The sequence below is a fragment of the Streptomyces sp. NBC_00344 genome (genome assembly GCF_036088315.1).
GTDB lineage: Bacteria > Actinomycetota > Actinomycetes > Streptomycetales > Streptomycetaceae > Streptomyces.
Map to the genome: position 1 here is coordinate 1,426,149 of NZ_CP107996.1, position 23,493 is coordinate 1,449,641.

The following is a 23,493-nucleotide window of genomic DNA, read 5'->3' on the forward strand; positions in this document are numbered from 1 at the left end:
CCGGGAGGTCATTCAGGAGAGCGGGACGCCGACGATCGCGATGCGCTCCATGACACGGCGCTGCGGGAAGTAGTCGTTGATCGCGTAGTGCTGGGTGGCGATGTTGTCCCAGATCGCGACCGAGCCCGGCTGCCAGCGAAAGCGCACCTGGTACTCGGGGATGCGCGCCTGGAGGACGAGCTCGTCGAGCAATTCACGGCTCTCCGGGTCCGACAGGCCGACGATCCGAGTGGTGAAGGGCTCGTTGACGTAGAGAAGCTTGCGGCCGGTACGTGGGTGGCGGACGACCACGGGGTGCTCGACGGCCGGCAGGTTCTCGCGATGCGCGGCGAGCTGGGCCTCGGTCATCAGCGAGCCCCAACTGGGCACCCAGTCGTGCACCGCGGTGAGGGCGTCGATGCGCTCCTTCATGGAGTCGGTGAGGTTGTCGTAGGCGGCCGCCATGTCCGCCCACATGGTGTCGCCGCCGGCGGACGGAACCTCGACAGCCCGCAGCACGGAGCCGAGGGCCGGCGCGGCCATGAACGAGTGGTCGCTGTGCCAGATGTTCTCGGTGCCCATGGCCATGGCGTCCTTGGCCAGCCGGGAGACTCCGACCGTGTCTCCCTTGGGGAAGAACGGGTTTGCCTCCGGCTCGCCCCACAGCGCGGAGAACGCAAGCTGGGACTGCGGGTCGAAGCCGTGCTGGCCGCGGAAGAAGAGCACCTTCCACTCCAGAAGGGCCTGCCTGATCTCCTCCGCGACGTCCTCGCCGATCGGGAGCGAGAGGTCGACGCCCTCGATCTCGGCGCCGACGTGCGGGGTGAGCGGGCGGATGTCCACGAGCTGGTAGTCGGGCTGGGACGCGTCCGGCGCGATGCGGTCGAGCGTGCGCTTGCCGTAGTGCATCAGCGGCTTGTCGAGCGCGGGGGCGGGGGTGGTGACGGCGCTGTCCATGGGTCCTCCGAAACGGCTGGGAAAATCGTTACCGGAAGTATCGTTATCAGGGTGCGGCGAGGCAAGGGCTTGGCACCACGAGAAATGGGGCGCGGGAAAGCCGTGGATGCCAGGCGTCAGCCGGTCGGGCCCACAGCTCGGGCCACGAGCTCGACCAGCGTCTCCACGAAGCGGGCGTCGGGCATCTCCTGCTCGCCGATCAGCCGGAAGATCAGAGGAGCGGCCACCAGAGTGGCTGCGGCCCGGACATCGGTGTCCGGGTCCACGTCACCGCGGGCCATCCCCCGCTCGAGGATGCGCCTCGTCTCACTCGTGATCCGCTCGGTGTACTCCGCGTACTGGCCCCGTGCCGCGCCTGTCTCGGCCGCCGCTCCGATCAGGCCCGCGATCAGCCGGTCCGACCCAGGCAGCCGATACGCCTCCAGGCGAGCGGTGAGGACGAAGCGGAGCTCGGCGCGGAAGTCGCCCAGATCAGGCACCGACAGGACGCCGAGACGGCTCTCGGCAGCGGCGATGATCAGCTCCTGCTTGGTGGGCCACCGCCGATACATGGCCGGTTTGCTCACCCCGGCGCGCGACGCGACGGCGTCCATCGTGACCGCCCCGATCCCCTGCTCGGTGACCAGGTCCACGACCGCGGTCAGGACGGCTCCTGTGACCCGCTCCTCGCGCGGGCGCCCCGGCCCTCGTACGGCCCCGTCCCGCTGCATACCCGCCATGCCCAGAGCCTACGGTCTCCGCAGGACCGGCCGGAACGAGGCGAACTCGTCGTCCGGAGCCCCCTACGAGGGATACTGCCCGCCGATGCCTTGGTGGTCGACCTGGTGCGAGATCGCACGGCGGGCCGACCGGCGGTGCATTCCTCGTCCAGGCAGGGAAAGAGACGGCGATTGCGAAATCGACGCGGCGGGGCAGGGTCTGTCCCCGGTCCTGTGTCGCCATCCATGCGCGGTCGAGGTCGCTGATCTCGTCGTCGACCCAGAGGAGCGACTTCGGCTCAACGCCGACGACCAGGACAGCCGTGGACTTGCAGGCCTCGGTCTCACCAATGTCCATAGCCCGGCGGACCATCGAAGCCAGCGTCATTTGAGCGTAGAACGTTCGCAAGACAGTCACCCCGACGCCCTTCGACTACCCCTCACCCCAAAAAGCGCAGGCCCCCCGGATCGCCCCACCTGTTGCACCCACGAAAACAGGTTGACCCGACCCACCCGGAAACGGCAGGACCCAGAAAAACCGCAGGTCAGATGGCCTTTACCGCAGGCGCCAAGATCGCCACGCACTCCACGTGATGCGTCATCGGAAACACGTGGCCTCGAGACGAACCAACAAAACCGCAGGTCAGCGCGAGTTTACCGGCTCGCCTATCAGTCATTGGACGCGTGGAGCGTCAGATGAGCGTCAGGGCGAAGCCTGTAGCAACGCGGGGGCTACGGCGAGGCGTGATCCCTGGTGGCGCATATGCAGGGGTCGGGGAGCTCGCGGCACTCGCACGGGAGCCGACGCGCATCGATGGTTGCACATCCAGCCATACCGTCCGCCTCGCCAGCGTGCCGTCGCAGTGAACCCGGAGTGCAACCCGACCGACCGTGGCCTACCGAGCCGACTCGCGTCAGCGCCGTCGATGGTCGGCCCGCAGCTCGAAGTCGTCGTCGCTGTTGCAGGCCGTGCCACCGGGCGCAACGATCTCGTCGATGGCATCGAGCACGTCGGCCTACAACGTGACGTCGGCGGCAGGCAGGAACGCCTCCAACTGCTCCATGGTCAGCAATCCGATGACAGCCGTTAGCCCAGCGGCCAGCGCGGCTCTTGGCCGATATTGCCGCCCTGCCCGTCGCATGGTCACTGGCTCGCCCGCATGGTCGACGGCAGTGCATGCAGCTGGGAGTTGCGGGGCTTGCCGCCATGGCATCCGTGGAGAATTCGATCACGGGGTGGCTCACGCGAGGTGACAAGGCGGGGCGCTATCGGCCGGCTGACCCGTGTTCCTGCGGCGACGGCCGAGTGGTCGGCGCGGTGGGGGCGGGGGTAGCCGACGAGGAGCGCTCAGGGCCCAGGTCTTCGTCCGTCGTCTCAGTTAGCCTGTTGTCATTTATCGAACTGCTGACGAGTAGGTCTCTGGCTCGGTGCAGAGCCTCGCGGAGCGGCGGGCAGATCAGGGCAACGCTTGCCAGACCTGCGGCCGCCAGGAGATCCGAAACGGCACCCCCGCCCGGGAAGAGGGCCGCCCCGGTGAGAAGCCCCACCGCCAACGCCATCCTGCCCGCCCCCGCAAGAAGGCGGTTCCTGAGCGGCTCGACGACGCTCACAGCGTCTGGCTCCGGCACTTCCGCCAGGATTGCGACATCGGCAATCAGCAGACCGTCGCGCTGTGTACGCGGACGGCAGCTGCGGCGTAGTGCGTCGGAAACGAGCCAAGACAAGTCACGAACCGCGATATCACGCTCCGCCCCCTCGCAGAACAGGTAACGCTGGTTGCCGTCGCCGAGTTTGGCGATCAGATGCTCCGTGCTCGCCCCCACTCGCTCTCGGGCGGCAGGCGGCATCGTACGAGCTGTGTACCGTGCCTGGGTGCGCAGGGAGTTGCAGAGCCGCCCGAACATCCATGAGCGTGATGGAGACGGCACCGAAACCGGCGATGACGGCGAACATCCAGAAAGGCGTGACTGCGGTCCGGGCGAGCGATGTCGCCCACCAGAAGGCCAGCACCACGACCAGCACGGGTACCGCCTGGAGGAACACGGAGACGCATCGCCCGATGGAGATGCGGTGCCACCGGTCAACGAGTTCCTCGCGGTCCGGTCGCGCTTCGGGCGGGATCTCTCTGCGCTCCAACTGGGCCAGCAGCACCTCGACGCGCTTTTCGCAGACGCTGCGCCGCATGCGTCGCACACCGGGCATCCGGTACACCACGCCACCGAGCACACGAGTGCGCGTCCGCCACAGCAAAGAGATCCATACGGCCTCGAAGAACGTCCACCAGCCCCAGAAGAACGAGAGGTTCACGAATTCTGTCCGCGTCATGATGAGCAGAGTGGCAGACGACTATGACACTGATGCGAAGTCATCTTCCGGCGGGTTGGCTCAGGAACTGATGGGGACCTGTTGAGCACGGCCCCATTGATGCCCACTCCCCTCGTTTCCAGTGCCCTGAACCAGACCGCCGGCCGCCTAGATTCTCACCACTCACCCGCAACCGTACGGCGTATTCCACGTCGCCTCGCAGCGATGCCGTATTTCTTGGGTGCAGCTGACCCGGCCCCGCATCACCAGCCATGATCTACGGGGAGGAGACCGTCGCGGCAAAAGGGAAGGGGGTCAGAACACCTGCCGAAACCAGCCGGGCGCAGTCAAGCTTTCGAGACCTTTGTCGTCGGAGCCTCGCCGCCGCACACACAACGGCAGCGGTTTGGCAGGCTTGATGACGCTGGCGGCTCGTGGGGCGATTCGTACCGCCGCTGCGAGACGGTATGGAACCGCACTCAGAATGGATAACGTGGCGGCGTCGCCGTGGTCACATACTTCCCTGTGACACCTGCCGTGGCGTTGACACTCTCGCGCCCGTCCCGGCCGGTCGTCGCGGAGGCTCCATCCTCGCGTCCGAATGGAAAGGCAGCTCGTGCACATCGCACCTCTCAGCCCACACGACCCCACCGAGCTGGGCGGCTACGAGCTGCTCGGTCGTATCGGGCAAGGCGGGATGGGGCAGGTGTACCTGGGAGAGTCCCCGGGCGGCGAGCCCGCCGCAGTCAAGGTGATCAAGCCGTCCGTCGTAGATTCCGAGACGCGGCAGCGCTTCGCCCAGGAAGTGGAGATCCTCAAGACCATCTGGGGCGCCCGGATCGCCGCGCTCCTGGACGCCGATCCGGAAGCGGACCGACCGTGGCTGGCCACCGAGTACATCGAGGGGCTCGACCTGAGCCGACACGTGGCGAGCCACGGACCGCTCCCCTCCTTGCTCACGGCGTCGCTCGGGGCAACTCTTGCCGAGGCACTCGCGACCGTGCACAAGCAGGGTCTGCTGCACCGCGACCTCAAGCCCGCGAACGTACTGCTCGGTCCCAATGGTCCGAAGATCATCGACTTCGGCCTCGCGGTCTTCGCCGAATCGAGCGTGTCCCTCACCGCACCCAACACCGTCGTCGGCACCCCGTCCTGCATGCCGCCGGAACAGGCCAACGGTGAGAAGCCGCTGACGCCGGCCGTCGACGTGTATGCCCTCGGCGCCGTGCTTCTGTTCGCCGCCTCCGGCCACCTCCCCTACCAGGCGGGCAACATCCATGTCCTGTTCCACCAGGTCACCGACCCGGCGAAAGCTCCCGACCTGTCGGGTGTACCGGACGAGCTCGTGCCCCTGCTGACGGCCATGCTGGCGCACCAGGCCCAGGACCGACCCGCACTCGACGACGTGGTGCAACAGAGCCGCGCCCTGATCGAGGCGCAGGGCTTCAAGGTCGCCCAGGCGCGACGTCGGCTGACGAGCCACACTGCCGCACCCACACAGCTGATGGACAGCCTGCTTCCTACGATCAAGGCACCGACCGTCCCCGTCTCCCCTTCCGCGCTCACCGCCGCAACGGCCTCTGCCGCACCCACGACGGCCGATCCTGGTACCGCGACGACTCGTGTGCTGCCGTCCACCGGCCCAGAGCAGACGCCCACACTCGTCAACCGTCCCGAGTCGCAGCCCGCGACCCCTGGCGCCACAGGTCAGGCCCAGACCCCTCCCACGGCGTCGGCCGCGGACACGGGCCGAGCGGCGCCGACCACCCGCCCGGAACCTGGCCCCACGACCAAGGGTCGCGCCGGGCGACCCCGCCACTCAGCCCAGGCCCGGATCACCGCCCAGCGGCTCCGCGAGGTCTATGCGGCATCCGCGGCCTTCTGACGGGCACGGACCCGCGATACTGGAGGACCTGCCCCATCCGCCACGAAACGCCACAGGAGGCCACGGGTGACCGTCGTCCAGTCCAGCTCCGAGCAGCACGGCGACGTTTCGGACAAGTTGGGACATGAGCAGTTCCCTGCGGGTGCTCAGGTTCTCGTACGTGACGAGGTGTGGCTGGTCAAGAGCTGCGTGCAGACCAAGGACGACGGGGCCCGCGTCGAGGTGGTCGGCGCGTCCGACTTCGTCCGCGACCAGGAAGCCGTCTTTTTCACTCGGCTGGACGCCATCGAGTTGATCGACCCCCGGGAGACCCGGCTGATCGCGGACGACTCCCCGAACTACCGCCGCTCCCGTCTCTTCCTGGAGGCCGTCCTGCGCCGTACGGCGCTGCCGCAGTCGGAACGTCGGCTCGCCCTCGCGGACTCGTTCCTCATGGATGCGCTCCCCTATCAGCGCCGACCCGCCGAACTCGCCCTCTCCGGCGCGAATCTCCGCCCCCGCCTCCTCATCGCGGACGTGGTGGGCCTGGGTAAGACCCTGGAGATCGGCCTCACGCTCGCCGAGCTGATCCGCCGTGGCCGCGGTGAGCGAATCCTTGTCGTCACCCCGCAGCACGTACTGGAGCAGTTCCAGCACGAGATGTGGACTAGGTTTTCGATTCCGCTGGTGCGGCTGGACTCGGTGGGCATCGAGCGGATCCAGCGAGAGATCCCGGCCGGGCGCAATCCGTTCACCTTCTTCAAGCGCGTGATCGTCTCCATCGACACCCTGAAGAACACCGACCAGTACCGGCACCACCTGGAGCAGATCCGCTGGGACGCGGTCGTCATCGACGAGTCGCACAACCTCATCAACCGAGGCTCGCTCCGCAATCAACTCGCCCAGACCCTGGCCCCGCGCACCGACGCCCTAATCCTCGCCTCCGCCACTCCGCACAACGGCGACGCCAGGTCGTTCGCCGAGCTCATCAGTCTGCTGGACCCGGCAGCGATCCGCGACCCGGAGAACTACCGGGCCGAGGACATCGAGCACCTCTTCATCCGGCGTACGAAGGTCAGCACCGAGGTCCGCGAGCAGATGAAGGGCCAGTGGGCCGACCGCGGCCCGTCCGAAGCGGTGCACTGCCCGGCCACCCCCGCCGAAGAGAAGATCTTCGAGGAGCTGGCCGCAGTCTGGCTGCCGTATGACGGCGGCAGCTCCGTGAGCTCGGTCCCGCTCTTCCCGTACACGCTCCTGAAGTCGTTCCTGTCCTCACACTCGGCGTTCAAGGCCACGGTCGCCGCACGGGTCAAGACGCTGGAGAAGAAGGACGACCCGCGGGGCACCGCGGCCGAGCTGTCCGCCCTTCACCGCCTCGCGGAACTGGCTGCGGACATGAGCGAGGCGGATTCCGCGAAGTTCGGCGCACTGGTGCGGCAGCTGAAGGCCATCGGTGTCGGCCCCTCCTCCGATACCCGCGTCGTCATCTTCTCCGAACGCGTCCAGACCCTGGAATGGCTCGGCACCGTCCTGCCCGCCGCCCTCGGCTTCCGGGGGCGTACAGCGCAGGGCTGCACCCAGGTAATGCACGGCGGCCTCTCCGACGAACAGCAGATGGACGTCGTGGAGAAGTTCGGGCTCGCCGGCGCTCCGGTACGCATCCTTCTGACCGGCGATGTGGCCTCGGAGGGCGTCAACCTGCACCGCCAGTGCCACCAGCTCGTCCACTACGACGTCCCCTGGTCGCTAATCCGCATCGAGCAGCGCAACGGCCGCATCGACCGCTACGGGCAGGCCCATCAGCCGCAGTTCCGGGCGCTGATCCTCACCAGCGAGGTCGAAGGCGCCAAGGACGACACGCTCGTCTCCGAGCGCCTGCTGGAGCGCGAGGACCAGGCATACCGCGCGCTCGGCACCGCCGAGGCCGTCAGCGGGCTCTACCGGGCGGAGGTCGAGGAGAAGTCACTGATTCAGGACCTGCTGCGCGGCAAGAGCGTGGACGAGTCCCTGGACGCCCGGCAGTCCGGAGCCGACGCGGATGCGACAGGGATGGACGACTTCCTCGCGGACTTCTTCGGCTCGGTCGGAGAGCATCCGGCGGAAGACGCCGACGATGCCACGACAGGCGTCTCGGAAGCGCCCGCGAGCGGCGCCGGCCCAAGCCGCGCCGTACTCCCCCGCCTCTTCGAGTCCACCGCCCACTTCCTGGACGAGGCGCTACGAGAGGTGTACCCCGACGCCCGCGAGCGGCTGGACCTCGACCGCGACGACCAGTCGGGGCTACTGTCCTTCCGCCCTCCCGCCGACCTGCTCCACCGGCTCAAGGCGCTTCCCGTGGACTACCTGCGTGAGCAGGGCCTGCGCGAACGCCTGCTCGTCACCTTCAACCGGCGGCTCGCCCAGCACTCGCTCCAGAGGGCCCGCGAGGCGGACTCCACGTCGAGCTGGCCGGAGATCTCGCTACTCACCGACCTTCACCCGGTGGTCGAGTGGCTGACCGACAAGGTCCTCGTCAGGCTCGGCCGCCAGGAGGCCCCGATGATCACCGCCGGTGTCACGGAGCCCACGTTCCTCGTGCAGGGCGTGTACTCGAACAGCCTCGGCCGACCCACCGTCGTGAAGTGGATGGGCGTGACCAGGCGTGGGGCCGTGGACGCGGACATGGTGTCCCTGCTGCGCCGCTCAGGAGTCGGCTCCACCATGGCGAACAAGCTCCGCTACCGCGACCCCGCCCCGCTGAGCGCCGCCATTCCGGACGTACTGACCGCGGCCGAATCCTTCATGGAGGAGCATCGCGACGCCTGGGACCTGCCGCTGCGCGAGTCGATCGCACAGCACAAGGAACGCCTCGGCGAGTGGGAGCAGCCCACGCTCTCCGGCGAGCACACCAGGAAGCGCCTGGTCGATCTCGCCGACGACCTGCTGACCACCGGACAGCGCCCGATGCTGCGGGTGCTCGCGGTCCTGCTCCCCGACCCCGACGCCCCGGCCGCGTCCCTGTCCGCCGCGCCCGCCGCCCTGTGAGAAGAGCCCTGTCATGACGTACGACTCCCTGGTCAACCGCGGCGACTATTTCTCCGCCCACTACCTCGCCGAGGTACTGCCCAAGGACCTCAAGTCGGGCCTGCTCCAGACGTGGAAGGAGCGGGAGGAGGCAGCCAAGCCACCGACGGACAGGGTCGCGTCGACCCCGGCACCGGCCGGCACCTCGGACGAGGAGACACCCACAGCCGAACTGGGCACGGTGCGGGAGCCGAAGGGTGTGGCACTCCCTGTCACCCCGCGTGCGGGGTTGCGGGCGCTGCGCCGGGACTACTTCAGGGCGCGGTCCTCCTTCGCGCTCCCGGAGGACACCGACGGCGCCACCGCCTCTCCCGACACCGAGGACGATTCGGCGACGTACGGCGCCCCGGCCTGGCGGGAGCGCGTACGGGACCTCAACGCCGACGTGCTCCGCGCCCTCGGCTACGACGCCAAGCCGCGAACCCTCACCGTGGAACGCGCCCGGCAGACCTACGAGATCCCGGTCGCCCACGCCGAGACGGGCCTCGTCGCGGTGGACTGCGGCTGGGCCGCCGAACCCGATGCCGCCCTGGACCCCGACGGCCCGGGCCGGCTCCTGAAACCGGTGCCCCTGGGCGGCACCGACGCCCTGGCCACCGGGTCGAAGCTGGCGTCGTTCCTGTTCGCCTGCGAGGACGCGCCGCGTTACGTCCTGCTGCTCGTCGGCGGCGTCATCGTCCTCGCCGACCGCGTGGTGTGGGGCGAGGGCCGCTATCTTGCGGTCTCCCTCGATACCGCACTGCAGCGCAATGACACCAGGGCGGGCGGCGAACTCGACACGGTCGCGGCGCTGTTCGGTGCGGACTCGCTGCGTACCCCGGAGGAGGGCGGCGAGAACCCCCTCGCCGAACTCGTCGGCAAGTCCACCAAGCACGCGGTGGGCGTCTCCAGCGAGCTCCGCGACGGCTTGCGGGTGAGCGTCGAACTGATCGCCAACGAGGTGCTGGAGCGCCTGTACGAGCAGGGGGTGCGCCCGCAGGACATCGGCGAACTCCCCGAACTCGGAAAGCAGCTGACGCGCGAATCGCTGCGCTACCTCTACCGCATCCTGTTCCTGCTGTACGCCGAGGCCCGCCCGGAGCTCGGCATCCTGCCGTCCGACTACCCCGAGTACCAGCTGGGCTACGGCCTCGGACGGCTGGGCGAGCTCGTGGCCGAGCGGGACCTCATCGACGAGAAGTCCCGCAAGGGCTTCTATCTGTACGAGTCCCTGGACCTGCTGTTCCGCAAGGTTCAGGACGGCTACCGGTCGCGCCGCACGCACGGGGAGGCGGCCGAGGCCGTCGACGCGAAGGCCAGCGAGGACCTCGGCCTGCGCTTCGAGCCTCTGCACTCCAAGCTCTTCGAACGCGAGTCGATCCGGCTGATCGGCTCGGACTCCATCCCCGATCCCCGCCACGACTCGGACGAAGCCCTCGCCCGGGGAGAGGACGTCCGCTACCTGGACACCCGGCTGCGCAATGCCACGCTGTACGAGGTCCTGCACAAGCTCATGCTCACCAAGGGCAAGAAGGGCGAACGCGGCGGCTTCATCTCGTACGCCCAGCTGGGCATCAACCAGTTGGGCGCGGTGTACGAGGGCCTGATGTCGTACAGCGGCTTCATCGCGGGCGAGGAGCTCTACGAGGTCGCCAAGGGCGGCGACCCGAAGGACGGCTCCTGGCTCGTCCCGAAGTCGAAGACGGACGAATACCGGGACGCGGTCTTCGTCAAACGGCAGGACAAGGACACGGGCGAGGAACTGCGGGTGCGCTACGCCCCGGGCTCGTTCGTCTACCGGCTCTCGGGCCGCGACCGGCAGACCTCGGCCTCGTACTACACCCCGGAATCCCTGACGAAGGTCACCGTCCAGCTGGCCCTCCAGCACCGCCTGGACCAGGACGGCACGACCACCGAGGCGCGAGAGCTGCTGGACTGGAAGATCTGCGAACCGGCCCTCGGCTCCGGCGCGTTCCTCAACGAGGCGATCAACCAGGTCGCGGCCGAGTACCTGCGCCGGCGGCAGCAGGAACGGGGCCAGTACATCGACACGGAGCAGTACGCGGTCGAGTTCCAGAAGGCCAAAGCGTACATCGCCCTGCACAACTCGTTCGGCGTCGACCTCAACGAGACGGCGGTCGAGCTGGCCGAGGTCTCGTTGTGGCTCAACACGATGCACCCGGGCATGGAGGCCCCGTGGTTCGGCCTGCACCTGCGCCGGGGCAACTCCCTGATCGGCGGCCGGCGCGAGGTGTACGCGGCGGAGCGTCTGAGGAAGGGCGGCTGGCTGGGCACGACGCCGGAGCGCCACCCGCTGGCGGACGCGCTGTCGGGCACGCCGCTGCCCGAGGGGGCGGTCCACCACTTCCTACTTCCGGCAAAGGAGTGGGGCGCGGTCGCCGCCGAGAAGGAGGCGAAGGCGCTGGCACCCGAGGCCGCGAAGGCGCTGGGCGCGTGGCGCAAGGCGATCACCAAGTCCCCGACCCCGAAGCAGACCGCCCGCCTTCAGGGCCTGGCGCGCCGGGCCGAGTACCTGTGGGACCTGGTGGTGCAGCGGTTGACGATCTCCGAGCGGGAGATCTCCCGGCGCGTGGATGTGTGGGGCGCGGAGGACGGGTGGCTGCGGTCGCCGAAGGACGCCGTGCCGCGAGAGAAGGTGCTGGCGGACCTGCTCGCGGTGGACACCCCGTACTGGCGGCTGAAGAAGGTCATGGATGCCTGGTGCGCGCTGTGGTTCTGGCCGGTGCAGGAGGTGGGGCTCCTCGATGGGGCGGACGGAAGGTACGCGCGGGCGGAGGACGCCGCCGAGGCGGGGGGCGGGGCCTCAGGTGCGACGAGTGTCGGCGGTACGGCCGGTGAGGTGATCCGTACGTACGAGGAGGTCGACCTCCTCGGCAACGTCACGGTGAAGGAGATCAAGCGCGGCGATATCGACAAGCGCCGCAAGGGTGCCCGCAAGGGTGAGCAGGCGTTCGCCGGGCAGCGCCGCGAAGTAATCCCGCTCGCGGACCTGAGCGACTGGCTGGACTTCGCGGAGGCACTGCTCGGCACGCACGATGTGCCGGCAGAGTCGCTGGTCGCGTCGTTCGACTCGCTGGACGCGCTGGAGCGGTACGAGGACGATCTGCCCGACTGGATGGGCATGGACCGGTCGTACTGGCTGGAAGGGCGGTTCCCCTGGGTGGGTGTCGCGAGTGATGTCGCGGAGCGGCAGGGGTTCTTCCACTGGGAGTTGGAGTTCGCTCAGGTGTTTGGGGGGCGGGGTGGATTCGATCTTCAGGTGGGGAATCCGCCTTGGGTGAGGCCGCGGTGGCAGGAAGACTTGGTTCTGGCTGAGCTGGAGCCGTGGTTTGTACTGGAGGAACGGCCAAGCGCAGCGGAATGGCGCCTGCGCAGGCAGGAGGTACTGGAGACCGCTGATGGAAGCCCTGCCTATCTCCTAAACGAGTTGGCAGCGCACGAAGGAACCGTCGCCGTGCTGGGCAGCCCCGGCGCATATCAGCTACTCGTAGGAACCCAAGGAGATCTCTATCGCGCCTTCATGGCGCAAGTCTGGCGGCATATGGCTCATGACGGGAGCGCAGGGCTCATCCACCCGGACACGCACTTCGGTGGAGCTCGCGAAGGCGCGCTCCGGGCAGCCGCATACCGCCATCTACGGGTGCATGGACATTTCGTCAACTCGGCCAACTGGGCGTTTGATGACCTCGGACGGACTCAGGAATTCGGAACGCATATCTACAGCGTTCCACGCGAGCCAGATTTCCTGCACGTCAGCGAGCTACGCGCCGCCGAAGTCCTGCCCGAATCTCTGGTTCATGGCGGCCAGGGCGAAGCGCCTGGCATCAGATACGGCGACATCTGGGACGTGCGGCCGCATCTAGAACGCGTAGTGCATGTCGACACCGCGCTACTCACCATCTGGCAGACCTTGACGGGCTCATCGGGACCGGCAACAGATGCACCCCTGCTCTATCCCCTCCTGCGTGGCGAGCAGACGGCTATCGAGGCGCTTGCCGCTCACGACACTACTCTCGCCAGCTATCAGCCGATGATCACAAGCGGATACCACGAAGCCGGGGCCAAGAAAGACGGTCTGATCCGATGGGGTAACCAAGCTGTTCCCGAGCAAGAGGATGTCATCCTGCAAGGGCCTCACATCTCAGTCGCCCATCCTTTCACAAAGCAGCCAAGGACTCCCTGCCACAATCACAGAGACTGGGAACCTGTGTCGCCTACGGCATTGCCGGAGGCGTACGTACCAGTGACCAACTACGTGCGAGCCACAGATCGGACATCTTACACTTCCGCTCAAAACTCCTGGAACGGAGCACCCTTTACTTCCTATTTCCGGCTGGCGTGGCGAACCATGATTCCCTTCAACACCTATCGCAGCCTATTGGCAGCCCTCTTCCCACCTGGCCCTGCCCACGTCCACACGGTGCATTCCATGGCCTTGGAGAGCAATCGTCTGACTGCTCTCAACGCAGGGTTCTGGGCAGCGTTGCCTCTCGACTACCTCCTGCGCATCACGAGCCGTTCGCACCTACAGGTCAGCGAAGCGAATCAGATGCCCGCACCTGAGCCCGGGCACCCCCTGGCCTCCGCTCTCCTCCTCCGTACACTCCGTCTGAACGCCCTGACTTCCCACTACGCCCCACTCTGGGCAGAGTTGTTCAACCGCCAGTGGTCGGGCTACGAAGGCTGGGCCAACCCGGACTGGCCCCATCTCAAACCCCTAGCCACCGGCCTCAAGCCAACCTGGGAGTACACCACCCCGCTCCGGACGGAGCATGAGCGCCGGGCGGCGCTGGTTGAGCTGGACGCCCTAGTCGCCGTCTGGCTAGGCATCACCGCCGACCAGCTCGCCACGATCTTCAAGTCCCGCTACCCGCAGCTGTACGACTACGAGGCGGCAAGCTACTTCGATTCCAAAGGCCGCAAGATCGCCAGCGACTTCAACACGTTCGGCTACGGCCAGACCAAGCAGGACTATCTCGACCTGCTCGCCCACCTGGAAGACCCGGCCGCCAACCCGCCCCCCGTCGGCTACACGGCACCCTTCTACAAGGCCGACCGCGTAGCCGAGATGCGGGCCGCGCACGCGCACTTCCAGGCGCGGCTGGATGCGGAGATCGCTGCAGGCCGCTGGTCCCTCCGAGCCGCGAAGCGGTTGAAGCATGAGCCACCGGAATAGTGATCGCTTGGCGTAGCGCCTAGGGAGGGGTCTGTCCGCGACACTTGAGTGCCGTGGACAGACCCCCTTGTTGGTCTAGGCACGTCCTACTGGTGCGCAGAGCTGACAAATGAGGTCCAGGCGGTAGGGCTGATTGTCAGGCTGGGGCGGGCCGTGTCCTTCGAGTCACGCACGTGCACACCATGCGGACAGGCCGCCGTCTCGAAGCACTCACCGCCCTCCTCACCACTGAAGCTTGACTTGCCCCACTCCAGGGCCACTTCAACGCATTGACCGCCGTCACCTGCGCTGTAGCTGCTCTTGAACCAGACGAGCGCACCAATCGCGCGCCTCGACCGCTCCTCGTTCATCTCTCTCCCAGCAGTTCCTCGACCAAGGCCAGCGACTCCTGCGGAGTCTTCGCCTGCGCACGGACTGTTCCGTACGTGGCCTCCAACTCCCGAACCCTGTTCCGTTCAGTGTGCAGGCGGCTGTCGCTTTGTACCTCCGTGTAGGCGATCCTCCGCCCCTCCTTCGTTTCCATCAAGGTGAAGGGGCCTCCCAGCCCGGCGTGGTCGCCTAGACACAGCGGCATGACCTGAATGTCAACGTTCCGCTCCTGCCCCATGAGGATGATCTGCTCCAGTTGACCTCGCCAGACCCGGTCGCCGCCAATGCGTCGACGGAGGACGGCCTCCTCGATGACAAAGCTCAGGTGGGGACGCGGTCGCCGAGCAAATATCGCCTGCCTGGCCATGCGGGCCGTGATCCGCTCATCGATCAGCTCTTGCTCCAACAGCGGCCTCCACAAGCGGAAGACTGCCCTGGCGTAATCTTCCGTCTGCAACAGCCCGTTGACCACATGCGTGTCGTAGACGTGCAGCTCGACCGCCTCCCCCTCCAGCCTCGCCGCATCCCTGAAGAAGGCCGGGAACTGCGTCCGCGCAACCTCCTCCTTCATCTCCTTCAGGACACCGCCCGCATCCAGCAGCTCGTCCGCCTGGTCGATGGCCTCCGGAGGCGGCACCCGGCGACCCTGTTCGTACGCGGCGATCGTCGAGACCGAGTAGCCCAACCGGTCTCCGAACTCGCGCCGCTCCAGACCCGCGCGCAGCCGGAAGCATTTGAGCTGGCGGCCGAAGACCCGCAGGATCGCTGATCCCGCCCCCGAGTCCGGCTCTGCCCTGGGATCCTCGTCAGCCGACCGCGTCAGTTCGCTCATGCCCGGCATCACCTCCACCCGCCAACGCCGCTCGGCGTCGACCGTCACGCTCCGTACCGCCTACAAGCGCAGACCGGTCGCGTACAGCCACCGGCCGTAAGCGCACCGTCTCTTTCAACCGTAGATCGGCGGCGGAAGCGTGTACCCCATGCACAGCGAAACTTCGCCCGCACCAGCGCCAGTTGGAACCCACGAGTTCTCGATGCGCTTCACCTCCTCATCACGTGGGGCCCGCCTCGCCCGGCGGCTGGTCTCCCACCGGCTGGACACCTGGGGCCACCCCTACGCGTCCGCCGCGAACGAGACCTTGACGCTGATCGCCGCCGAGCTCACCGGCAACGCCGTGCGCCACGGCCATGTCGCCGGCCGGGACTTCCACCTCCGTTTGACCGAGAGCGCCGACATCCTCCGCGTCGAGGTCACCGACACCCGCACCGAGCGCGTACCCCTGCTGTCCCGCGACGTGCCGCCCGGTGACGCGGAGTCGGGGCGTGGGCTGCTCGTCGTGGCCGGGCTCGCGAGCCGTTGGGCGGTCTTGCCGCGCACCGACGCGCCCGGCAAGACCGTATGGGCCGAGCTGTGCGTTTCCCGCCATTGACCAGCCGGTTTCGGATACTCACGGGGGCTTCGCACCACGCTCCCGATAGCCTTGCCGGTCCGTGTGTCCGCCGCACGGGGAGCCAAGGGGGACATCGAACGTGAGCACCATCCACGCGGGGCCGGCGGGCTACCGCGTCTCCATCGTTGACGAGGACCCACTGCGCGCCCGGCGCGAAGCGCGCGAGTTGCTCGCCGCGATCGTCGACATCGATCCGCATGCCTCCGTCGATGTCCCCTGGCCGCAGGCCCCGGCCACCGACGGCAGCCTCAAGGGCGGACCCGTCACCGACCTGATCGGGCTGGTGTTCGGCGGCGGTTCCATGGTCGCCGCAGCCGTTCAGATCTGGCTGGCCCGCGTGCCGCAGCGGACCATCGTCGTCACCCGGCCCGACGGGGCGACGTTGCGTATCTCCGGCAAGGAGGCACGGGCCGACGACGAGCGGATCGAGCGGTTTCTCTCCGAAAGCTCGCAGGACCGCCAGGGGGACGGACCGGCTCCGGAGTGAGTGACAACGACCGGTACGCCATGCTCATCGGCGTATCCACGTACGACAGCGACGGCTACCACGATCTGCCGCCTGTCAAGGCCGACCTGCACTACATGCGGGCGGTGCTGGAGAGCACCGAAATCGGTATGTACAACGACTGCGCGATGGTTGCCGAGCCGACCCGCGCCGAGATGCTGCACGCGATCGAGACGTTCCTGGAGGAACGGCAGCCCATCGAGACCGCGCTGCTCTACTTCAGTGGCCACGGGGAGTTCTGCGAGGCGGACGGCCAGTTGTACTTCCTCACCCGCGACGCCGATCCGGACGACCTGCCGGGAACTGCGGTGCCCGCCGAGTTCCTGGAGCGGATGCTCCAATCCTGCCGGGCGTCCTCGAAGGTGGTGCTGCTGGACTGCTGCTCCAGCGGCTCGGTCGTACAGGGGTGGACCTCCAAGGGTGCGGCCGACTCGGATGCCCGGCCCGCGCCCAGCACTCTGTTGCATCCGACCGGCGTGTACTTCATCACCGCATCCGACGCCCTCCAGGCCGCTTCGGCGATGGCCCCGGCCGGGTCCTCGCTCGGCACCTCCCGGTTCACCGGTGAGATCGTGGAGGGTCTGCGCTCGGGGCGCATCAAGGACAGCGGCTGGATCACGCCGGACGACCTCTTCGAGTACCTGACCGCGCAGATGGTGCGTGCCGGCGTGCCGCAGGAACAGCGGCCGACCAAGTCCACGATCCGGGCGACGAATACGCTTCCCCTCGCACGCTCCGTGGCACGGTCGGTGAACCTTCCCGCCCTGCCCGGCGGCGGTAGCGCCCGAGCCGACCAGAACTCCTCCCCCGCGCTGCTCAAGGCACGGGAACTGGCCGGGCTCGACGCCCGGGACGGCGTCGACCGGCAACGGCTGCTGCGTTACTACGTGCACTGCCTGAGCGCGCAGGCCGCGTCGGGCATGCTTCCCGACCGGGACAGCGGGCGAGGATCCGCGTACTTCCTGCTGGGGCAGGGCTCCGAGACGATCCAGTCCGGGCTCGGCCCCTCCCTTCCCGCTCCTTCCCAACTACCGAGGCCGAAGAGCACAGGAGCGAGGTCGGCCGATGGTGCCGGGCTCCAGGAGTACTGGTACGGGTATCCGGCGATCACCCTCCCCGAGCGCGGTGGGGACGGCCGACGCCGGGCTGCGGTGCAGATCGCGCCGTTGCTGATCCAGTCGATGGAGCTCGCCCCCGACGAGGACGGCCGTGACAAGCTCCGCCCGAACGGGGTCCCCTCGCTTCACACCAAGCTGATCACGGACCTGCTGGACGACGACGAAGCCGCCGAGCTCCTCGCCCGCTGGCAGCCGACGTGGCAGGAGGGCAACGGCACGCAGATGGTGCGGGCCGTGCGGGAACTCCTGACGGAACTCAGCATTCCGGAACTGGAGCCGCTTGACCTGTCGGCGCTCAGCGAGCGGTCCGTGATGGACTCGCTGCGGCCCGGCGCCCACAACGCTGCGGTTCTCCTCGCGCCCTCGGGTGTGGAACGGATCGCGACCGAGGCCCTCATGGACAACCTGCTCCAGATGTCGACCCGTACTGCGCAGAATTCCGGCACCTCGCTGGACGCGCTCCTGACGGGCGGTAATGGAGCAGACATGAGCCGCGAAGCTCCCTGCATCGTCGCCCCGGGGCCGTGCAACGAGAGCCAGGAGTTGGTGATCCGGTCGGCGATGACACGCCCTCTGACCGTCGCGACCGGGCCGCCTGGTACCGGCAAGAGCGAGGTCGTGACGGCCGTGGTCGCGACCGCCGTCGCCGCCGGTCAGACCGTGCTGGTCGCGTCCACGAACAACGACGCCGTGGACGTGGTGGCCGAGCGCTGTGACGCGATCTCGCCCGGGCTGCTCATGCGGACGGGTAACGCGGCGGCGTTGGAGCGCGAGGCCGCGAAACTGGAAGGGCTGCTCAGCCTGCCCATCGAGACCCCCGGGCGCGGGGCGGCGACCGTGGCCGGTGACTTGCGCAACCGGCATGCGCGATCGGCCACCCATCGGGCAGAAGCGGCGCGGCTGGTGGGCGAGGAGACGCACCTGGTGGAGCTGCTGCGGCAGCGTGCCCGGCAGGCCGACGATCTTCAGCTGGCTGTCGAACTGGTGGAAGGGGTCTGGTCCGGCAGTGAGACCGACGCGCTCTCCCGTTGGGAGGAGCAGGCCCGGAGGGCCGCCGCCGCCCGATGGTTCGCCTTCGGGCGATGGCGCCGAGGGCGGGCTCTCTCGGCGTTGGTCGCCGCGTCCGGTACGGCTCCGGCCGACCCGTGGCCGCCTTGGGCCTCGGCTCGGCCGGTGCCGCCCGAGCTCCTGCTCGCCCTTGCAGAGGCCGTGGCGGTGGAGCGTGCAGTGCGAGAACTCGTGCCGCGGGTCCTCGGCCAGGACGAGGAGGGGCTGAAGCGGGCCCGGCTGGAGACGGCCGCCGGACTGTCGGAAGTGTCGGGTGAACTGGCCCGGGCGGTGGCGGCGGAGGCCATGACCCGAGGACGCTCGCTCATGGGCCAGCGGCTCCAGGCGCTGCGCCGACGGTCGGGCTTCCAGAAGAGCCAGCGCAACCTGATGGCGCACCTCAAGGCGTGGGCCATCAGCACGCATTCGGTGCGCCAGCTGGAACTCGCTCCGAAGCTTTTCGACTTGGTAGTGATCGACGAGGCGAGCCAGTGCTCGATCCCGGCGGTCCTTCCCCTGCTGTTCCGGGCCGAGCGGGCACTGATCATCGGTGATCCCATGCAGCTCGGACACATCCCCGGCATCACGGCACAGCAGGAACGGCAGGCGCGGGAACGGGCCGGTCTCAGCGCGGCACAGCTGGAGGACCACCGGCTCGCCTACCACGTGTACGCGTCGTACCACGCGGCTGCGCAGCACGGCGAGTCGGCGCTGCTGCTCGACGAGCACTACCGCTGCCATCCGGCGATCGCGGACATCGTCAACGGATACTGCTACGCAGGGCAGTTGCAGGTTCTCACCGACGTCCGCAGGCAGGTTCCGGCTTCTGATCCGTTCGGCAAGGCCGATCCGGCGCCGGTGCTTGGCTGGGTGGACGTGCCGCACGGCGAGTCGGCGCGGGGTGGCAGCGGTCAGTCATGGCGCAACGCGGCGGAGGCGGGGCGGGTGCGGGAGACGGTGGACGAGCTGCTGCTACGGCTACCGAAGGACGCGACGGTCGGTGTGGTCACACCGTTCCGGGCCCAGAAGGAGGCGCTCGCCCGCGTCTGGGCGGACGGCGAGCGGGTCAGGGTGGGCACCGTGCACGCCTTCCAGGGCGGGCAGCGCGACGTCATGGTCCTGAGCCCGGTGGCGACCAGCAATACCCCACCTCGTACGACGCATTGGGTGGCGAGCCAGGCCAACCTGTGGAACGTGGCCGTCACCCGGGCGAAGTCCCAGCTGATCACCGTCGGCAGTCACGCGTTCTGGCAGGAACAGGCGGGGTTGCCCGCGTTGCTCGCGGAGCGGTCGGCGGTGCTGCGCACGGACGCGTACGCCGACCAGGACAGCGCTGTCAGGCCGGAAACGGTCTCCGGCGTCCGCGAAGAGCTCGCCGACCGGCTCCAGGAGTACCTGGGGGTACGCGGGATCACCGATCTTGAGCGCGCCGCGCTCGTCGGCGGACACACGGTGGATCTGCTGTTCACGGCGGACGGCACGAACACCGCGGTGCTGATCGATCCCGGTCCCCGCAACGACCAGGATCCAGCCCGGCACCTGCGGCTGACGCACGCGCGCGGCGACCTGCTCACCGGCCTGCCGTCCGGCGGCGCCGGGGCGAAGACCGGGCCGGTGACCCGGACGATCCGGGTCCCGGCGTGGCGGATCCTGGCCGGCGAGTCAGTGCTGGAGCCGCTGTTCACCTGACGCATCGGGCAGGCGAACAGCGGCAGAGGTGCGCGGTCACGCCCGCAAGGTCCGCACGACGTAGGTCATGTGCTGGATGTTGCCGACACGGAGCCAGACGGAGGCATTGCCGGTGCCCGCCGGACCGTGCCCGCGCGCGCAGTCCCGCAGCCAGCTCTCCCCCGCACCGGCCACCGTGCCCCGGAAGTCCGGCAGTTCAAGCAGCTACCGGGCCGCGTCCCGGTTGACGGCGGTCCGATCCTCGCCCCGTGCCAGTACTTTGGCAAGGACGAACGACTCGGCGGTGGTGTAACGAAGCACGCCCCAGGCGGGGCCGCCCCCGCCCGCCGACGGTTCGCGTGCGATAGCCCGGGCGGGCTGGATACCGTAGTCGCCGAAGCTGAGCCACGGGATGTAGCCGCGAGCGGCGGCGGTCAGCTCACGCCAGGCGCGCCAGTCCGTGCGAGGTTCGGCGCGCAGTCCCTCCTCCAGCATCTGCGCGGTCACGGACGGGAACCCACCGCCCAGAAAGGCGGCGGTCCGCCAGGGTGTCAGGGGCATCAGAGCGTCGAGCGCGCGCAGTGCCTCCTTTCCGGCAGCGGGACGATCGCCCAGCACCGCACCCAGGTCGAGGAGCAGATCCGCCTCGTCGGCGGGATCCAGGCGGTCGAGCAGCGCGCGAACAGCATGGGCGGCGTGGTCGTCCCACTCCCCCGGGAGTGCGACACGTATACCGACGCCACTCCCACAGCGCCGCGCTACCTCCAGCGCGGCGGCCTGCTGGAACTCGGGGCGGCCGGGCCCGGTGATCGGACGCAGTGCGCTCAACTCACAGAGGTCGGCCAGCACCGACATGAAGGCCCTCAGTTGGAGCTCTCCGGCGAACGGGGTGTCGATCCAGGCCGGATGATGATGCTGCACCCGGCTCACAGCATGCGCCTCCCGCCGCGTGTGTGCGACGAGTACGTCGAGGGCCGCCCCATGACGTGGCGGAAGATTCCAGAGCGGCACCACCGCTCCCTGAACGGCCGGACTCAACTGCTGGTATGCCGCGGTTGCGTGCGGCGACGCCGGCAGGACGGGAACGTACAGCGGTCCGGACATGACGGCTCCCCCTTGGCTCTGCCCGTGCCCTATTTCCCTCTTCTCTTCAGGGTCTGCCCCCTCGCCATTTCACGGAATGACGCCTTTTCGGCCCGGGTGGCTGGAACGCGCAAGAACCTGGTAGCTCTGTGATCAGGGAGGTACTGTTCGTGGTGCTCGGCAGCCGAACCTTTCGCGTCACACACGCGTATGACGGTGCATCCGCCGTGGCTGACTCCTGTCGAACCGGCCGAGCTGTGCCCGGCTGCTCCCTGATTGGGCACGAGGCGCGTGAACCACCGCATACTCGGACTGACGGTCCGGAACTTCCGCACCCTGACGGACGTGAAACTGCCCCTGGGTCCGCTGACAGTGATGGTGGGGCCCAACGCTGCAGGCAAGTCGAACGTCCTGCATGCCTTGAAGTTCTTGGGAGACATCGGTCGACAGGGGATCGAGGCCGCGGTCGATGATCGAGGTGGTTTCGACGTCCTGGCCTTCCGCGGAGGCCGTAAGCCGGTATCGCGTATCTCGGTCAGCCTTGAGGGCATCTGGTCGGACTTCGCGTCATCGAAGAGCCCTGACCGCTATGCGCTGAGCGTCTCTCGGCGCCGGCTGCCGGACGCCTCCCGCCAGCGGTTCACGATGTACCGGCGAGAGCTGTTCACACAGCACTCGGTGGAAAGCGCTGTGACCGCCGTCGAGCTGTCCGGCGACCGCATGACAGTCGCCGGTCCGCTGGAGAGCGAGACCGATGCGCCTCACCCCGCTGTCGGGCGCATGGCGTCGGCGCTTCATAAGGCAGCGCCGCTTCCCTCGGACAGCCCCCCGGCCACGAGCATGAACGAGGTAGCACGGCACCTCAAGCAGATCCGGGTCTTCGACCCGAATGTGCGCGCCGCGCGGGAGCCCTCTGCGATCACTGATGAAGGGCGCCATCTGAAGGACGACGCCTCCAACCTGGCTGATTTCCTCAAGACCTTGCGTGACCTCAAGGACAAGGAAAAGGACGGTCGCAGGGTCATCTGGGAGGCATTGCTGGACGACGTCAGGACGGTTGTTCCCCAGATCCACGACATTCATTTGGTGGACGTCCCGGGGATGGCTGGCTACCTCTCGGTAGAGCTGGAAGAGGAGAGCCTGCGAGGACGCACCCGCCTACAGGACGCCTCCTTCGGCACCGTGCGTCTTATTTGCCTCCTGGCTATCTTCCACGATCCGAACCCTCCTCTGTTGACCTGCATCGAGGAGATTGACCACGGGATCCACCCGCACGCTCTGGAACTCCTCGCCGGGAGGTTGCGCGAGGCAAGCCGACGGGGACAGTTCCTGGTCACCACCCACTCACCCGCCTTCGTCGATGAGCTAGAACCGGACGAGTTCGTCGTCTGTGAACGCGGCCGGGACGGCGCATCAGTCATTCCCGCCCTCACTACGGATGAGGTGCGTGAACGCATCGAAGCATCCGAAGGTATGCCCATCGGCGAACTGTGGTTCGCCAACACCCTGGGGGGCGGCCTGTGAGCTCCAAAGCAAGGCCGAGCAAGGGAAAGGGCAATCGTCCGGTCATAGTTGTAGCGGGTGAGAGCGATTACGACAGGCAGGTACTCCGCCACCTCATCCAATCTGTGCACCCCAAAACGAGAATTGCGAATATTAGGAAGAAGGTCGTACTCACCGAAGCCGACAAACACTTGAGACCGCGCGTGGATGAGATTCGCCGACTGGCAGATACGGCTGCTGTCGGTTCGGAGCTGACCGGAATCGTGGTCCACGTCGATCTGGACGCCGTGGACGACGCGCGATATACCAAAGTCCGGGAACGCATCGCTTCCGAGCTCAGCAACACGTTCCCCTGCCCCTCCGCTCTCGCCTTGGCTGCCTTTGAGACCGAGGCATGGCTCATGCAGTTCCCCCGAGCGTTCTCGAAATTCGACTCCGGATGGACCCTGCACAACAAATACCGAGGTTGCGATCTCACCAAAGTGGATGACCCCAAGCGAAGACTCACGGAGCACGGGTGGAAGACTTCATATCTGGTGTCACACGCACCGAAGATCATGGAGAACGCCTTCGAGGAGGACGGCACACTCATGAAGCCGGACGGAAAGAACCGCTCGTTCCAGGAATTCATGGACGAACTGTCCGCCTGGTAGCCGAGGCCCGGACTCCACCTGCTGCGGCGATGTCGCATCACAGCGCATATACGG

13 protein-coding genes and 1 pseudogene are annotated in these 23,493 nt (G+C 67.8%); 8 read left to right on the forward strand and 6 right to left on the reverse strand.

Translation table 11 applies throughout. The annotated features are described in order from the left end of the window. Window positions 1-12: 12 nt before the first annotated feature. The 3 genes from OHS16_RS06420 to OHS16_RS06430 form a co-directional block, all read right to left on the reverse strand. Window positions 13-936, reverse strand: coding sequence for a TauD/TfdA dioxygenase family protein (locus tag OHS16_RS06420; RefSeq protein WP_328536201.1), 924 nt, complete (start codon window positions 934-936; stop codon window positions 13-15). A gap of 116 nt (window positions 937-1,052) precedes the next feature. Further along, on the reverse strand, window positions 1,053-1,655 hold the full coding sequence (locus OHS16_RS06425; protein ID WP_328536202.1) for a TetR/AcrR family transcriptional regulator: 603 nt from the start codon (window positions 1,653-1,655) through the stop codon (window positions 1,053-1,055). A 1,720-nt stretch (window positions 1,656-3,375) separates the two neighbouring features. Continuing rightward, window positions 3,376-3,960, reverse strand: a complete 585-nt coding sequence (locus OHS16_RS06430) for a hypothetical protein (protein WP_328536203.1) — start codon at window positions 3,958-3,960, stop codon at window positions 3,376-3,378. A 580-nt stretch (window positions 3,961-4,540) separates the two neighbouring features. Here OHS16_RS06430 and OHS16_RS06435 point away from each other — a divergent pair. The 3 genes from OHS16_RS06435 to OHS16_RS06445 all read left to right on the forward strand — a co-directional run bounded on the left by OHS16_RS06435 (window position 4,541) and on the right by OHS16_RS06445 (window position 14,042). After that, window positions 4,541-5,824 carry a serine/threonine-protein kinase gene (locus OHS16_RS06435; protein WP_328536204.1) on the forward strand — a complete coding sequence of 428 codons (1,284 nt, stop codon included), beginning with the start codon at window positions 4,541-4,543 and terminating at the stop codon, window positions 5,822-5,824. 66 nt (window positions 5,825-5,890) lie between these two features. Beyond that, the gene (locus tag OHS16_RS06440) at window positions 5,891-8,827 is read left to right on the forward strand and encodes a DEAD/DEAH box helicase (RefSeq protein ID WP_328536205.1); all 2,937 of its coding nucleotides are present in this window, start codon (window positions 5,891-5,893) and stop codon (window positions 8,825-8,827) included. Between the two features lie 13 nt (window positions 8,828-8,840). Continuing rightward, window positions 8,841-14,042: a class I SAM-dependent DNA methyltransferase gene (locus OHS16_RS06445; protein WP_328536206.1), complete on the forward strand. Its 5,202-nt coding sequence runs from the start codon at window positions 8,841-8,843 to the stop codon at window positions 14,040-14,042. An 86-nt stretch (window positions 14,043-14,128) separates the two neighbouring features. On the opposite strand, the gene OHS16_RS06450 is transcribed toward OHS16_RS06445, so the two are convergent. After that, window positions 14,129-14,392, reverse strand: a complete 264-nt coding sequence (locus OHS16_RS06450; RefSeq protein WP_328536207.1) for a DUF397 domain-containing protein — start codon at window positions 14,390-14,392, stop codon at window positions 14,129-14,131. Further along, the gene (locus OHS16_RS06455) at window positions 14,389-15,243 is read right to left on the reverse strand and encodes a helix-turn-helix domain-containing protein (RefSeq protein WP_328536208.1); all 855 of its coding nucleotides are present in this window, start codon (window positions 15,241-15,243) and stop codon (window positions 14,389-14,391) included. The genes OHS16_RS06450 and OHS16_RS06455 overlap by 4 nt, the downstream gene beginning before the upstream one ends. A gap of 148 nt (window positions 15,244-15,391) precedes the next feature. Here OHS16_RS06455 and OHS16_RS06460 point away from each other — a divergent pair, with 148 nt between their 5' ends. From OHS16_RS06460 to OHS16_RS06470, 3 genes are all read left to right on the forward strand, one after another. Continuing rightward, window positions 15,392-15,841, forward strand: a complete 450-nt coding sequence (locus tag OHS16_RS06460; RefSeq protein WP_328536209.1) for an ATP-binding protein — start codon at window positions 15,392-15,394, stop codon at window positions 15,839-15,841. Between the two features lie 100 nt (window positions 15,842-15,941). Next, window positions 15,942-16,349 (forward strand): effector-associated constant component EACC1, encoded by a 408-nt coding sequence (locus OHS16_RS06465; RefSeq protein ID WP_328536210.1) that lies wholly within the window; start codon window positions 15,942-15,944, stop codon window positions 16,347-16,349. Beyond that, on the forward strand, window positions 16,346-20,221 hold the full coding sequence (locus OHS16_RS06470) for a caspase, EACC1-associated type (protein ID WP_328536211.1): 3,876 nt from the start codon (window positions 16,346-16,348) through the stop codon (window positions 20,219-20,221). Before OHS16_RS06465 ends, OHS16_RS06470 begins: the two co-directional genes overlap by 4 nt. A 36-nt stretch (window positions 20,222-20,257) precedes the next feature. Here the strand turns inward: OHS16_RS06470 and OHS16_RS06475 are convergent. After that, window positions 20,258-21,304 (reverse strand): annotated as a pseudogene (locus OHS16_RS06475) (beta family protein). 270 nt (window positions 21,305-21,574) lie between these two features. On the opposite strand from OHS16_RS06475, the gene OHS16_RS06480 reads away from it, so the two are divergent. Continuing rightward, window positions 21,575-22,807 (forward strand): AAA family ATPase, encoded by a 1,233-nt coding sequence (locus OHS16_RS06480; RefSeq protein ID WP_328536212.1) that lies wholly within the window; start codon window positions 21,575-21,577, stop codon window positions 22,805-22,807. Continuing rightward, a complete protein-coding gene (locus OHS16_RS06485; protein ID WP_328536213.1) occupies window positions 22,804-23,439 on the forward strand; it encodes a hypothetical protein in 636 nt (211 codons plus the stop codon). The genes OHS16_RS06480 and OHS16_RS06485 overlap by 4 nt, the downstream gene beginning before the upstream one ends. The last annotated feature ends 54 nt before the right edge of the window (window positions 23,440-23,493 follow it).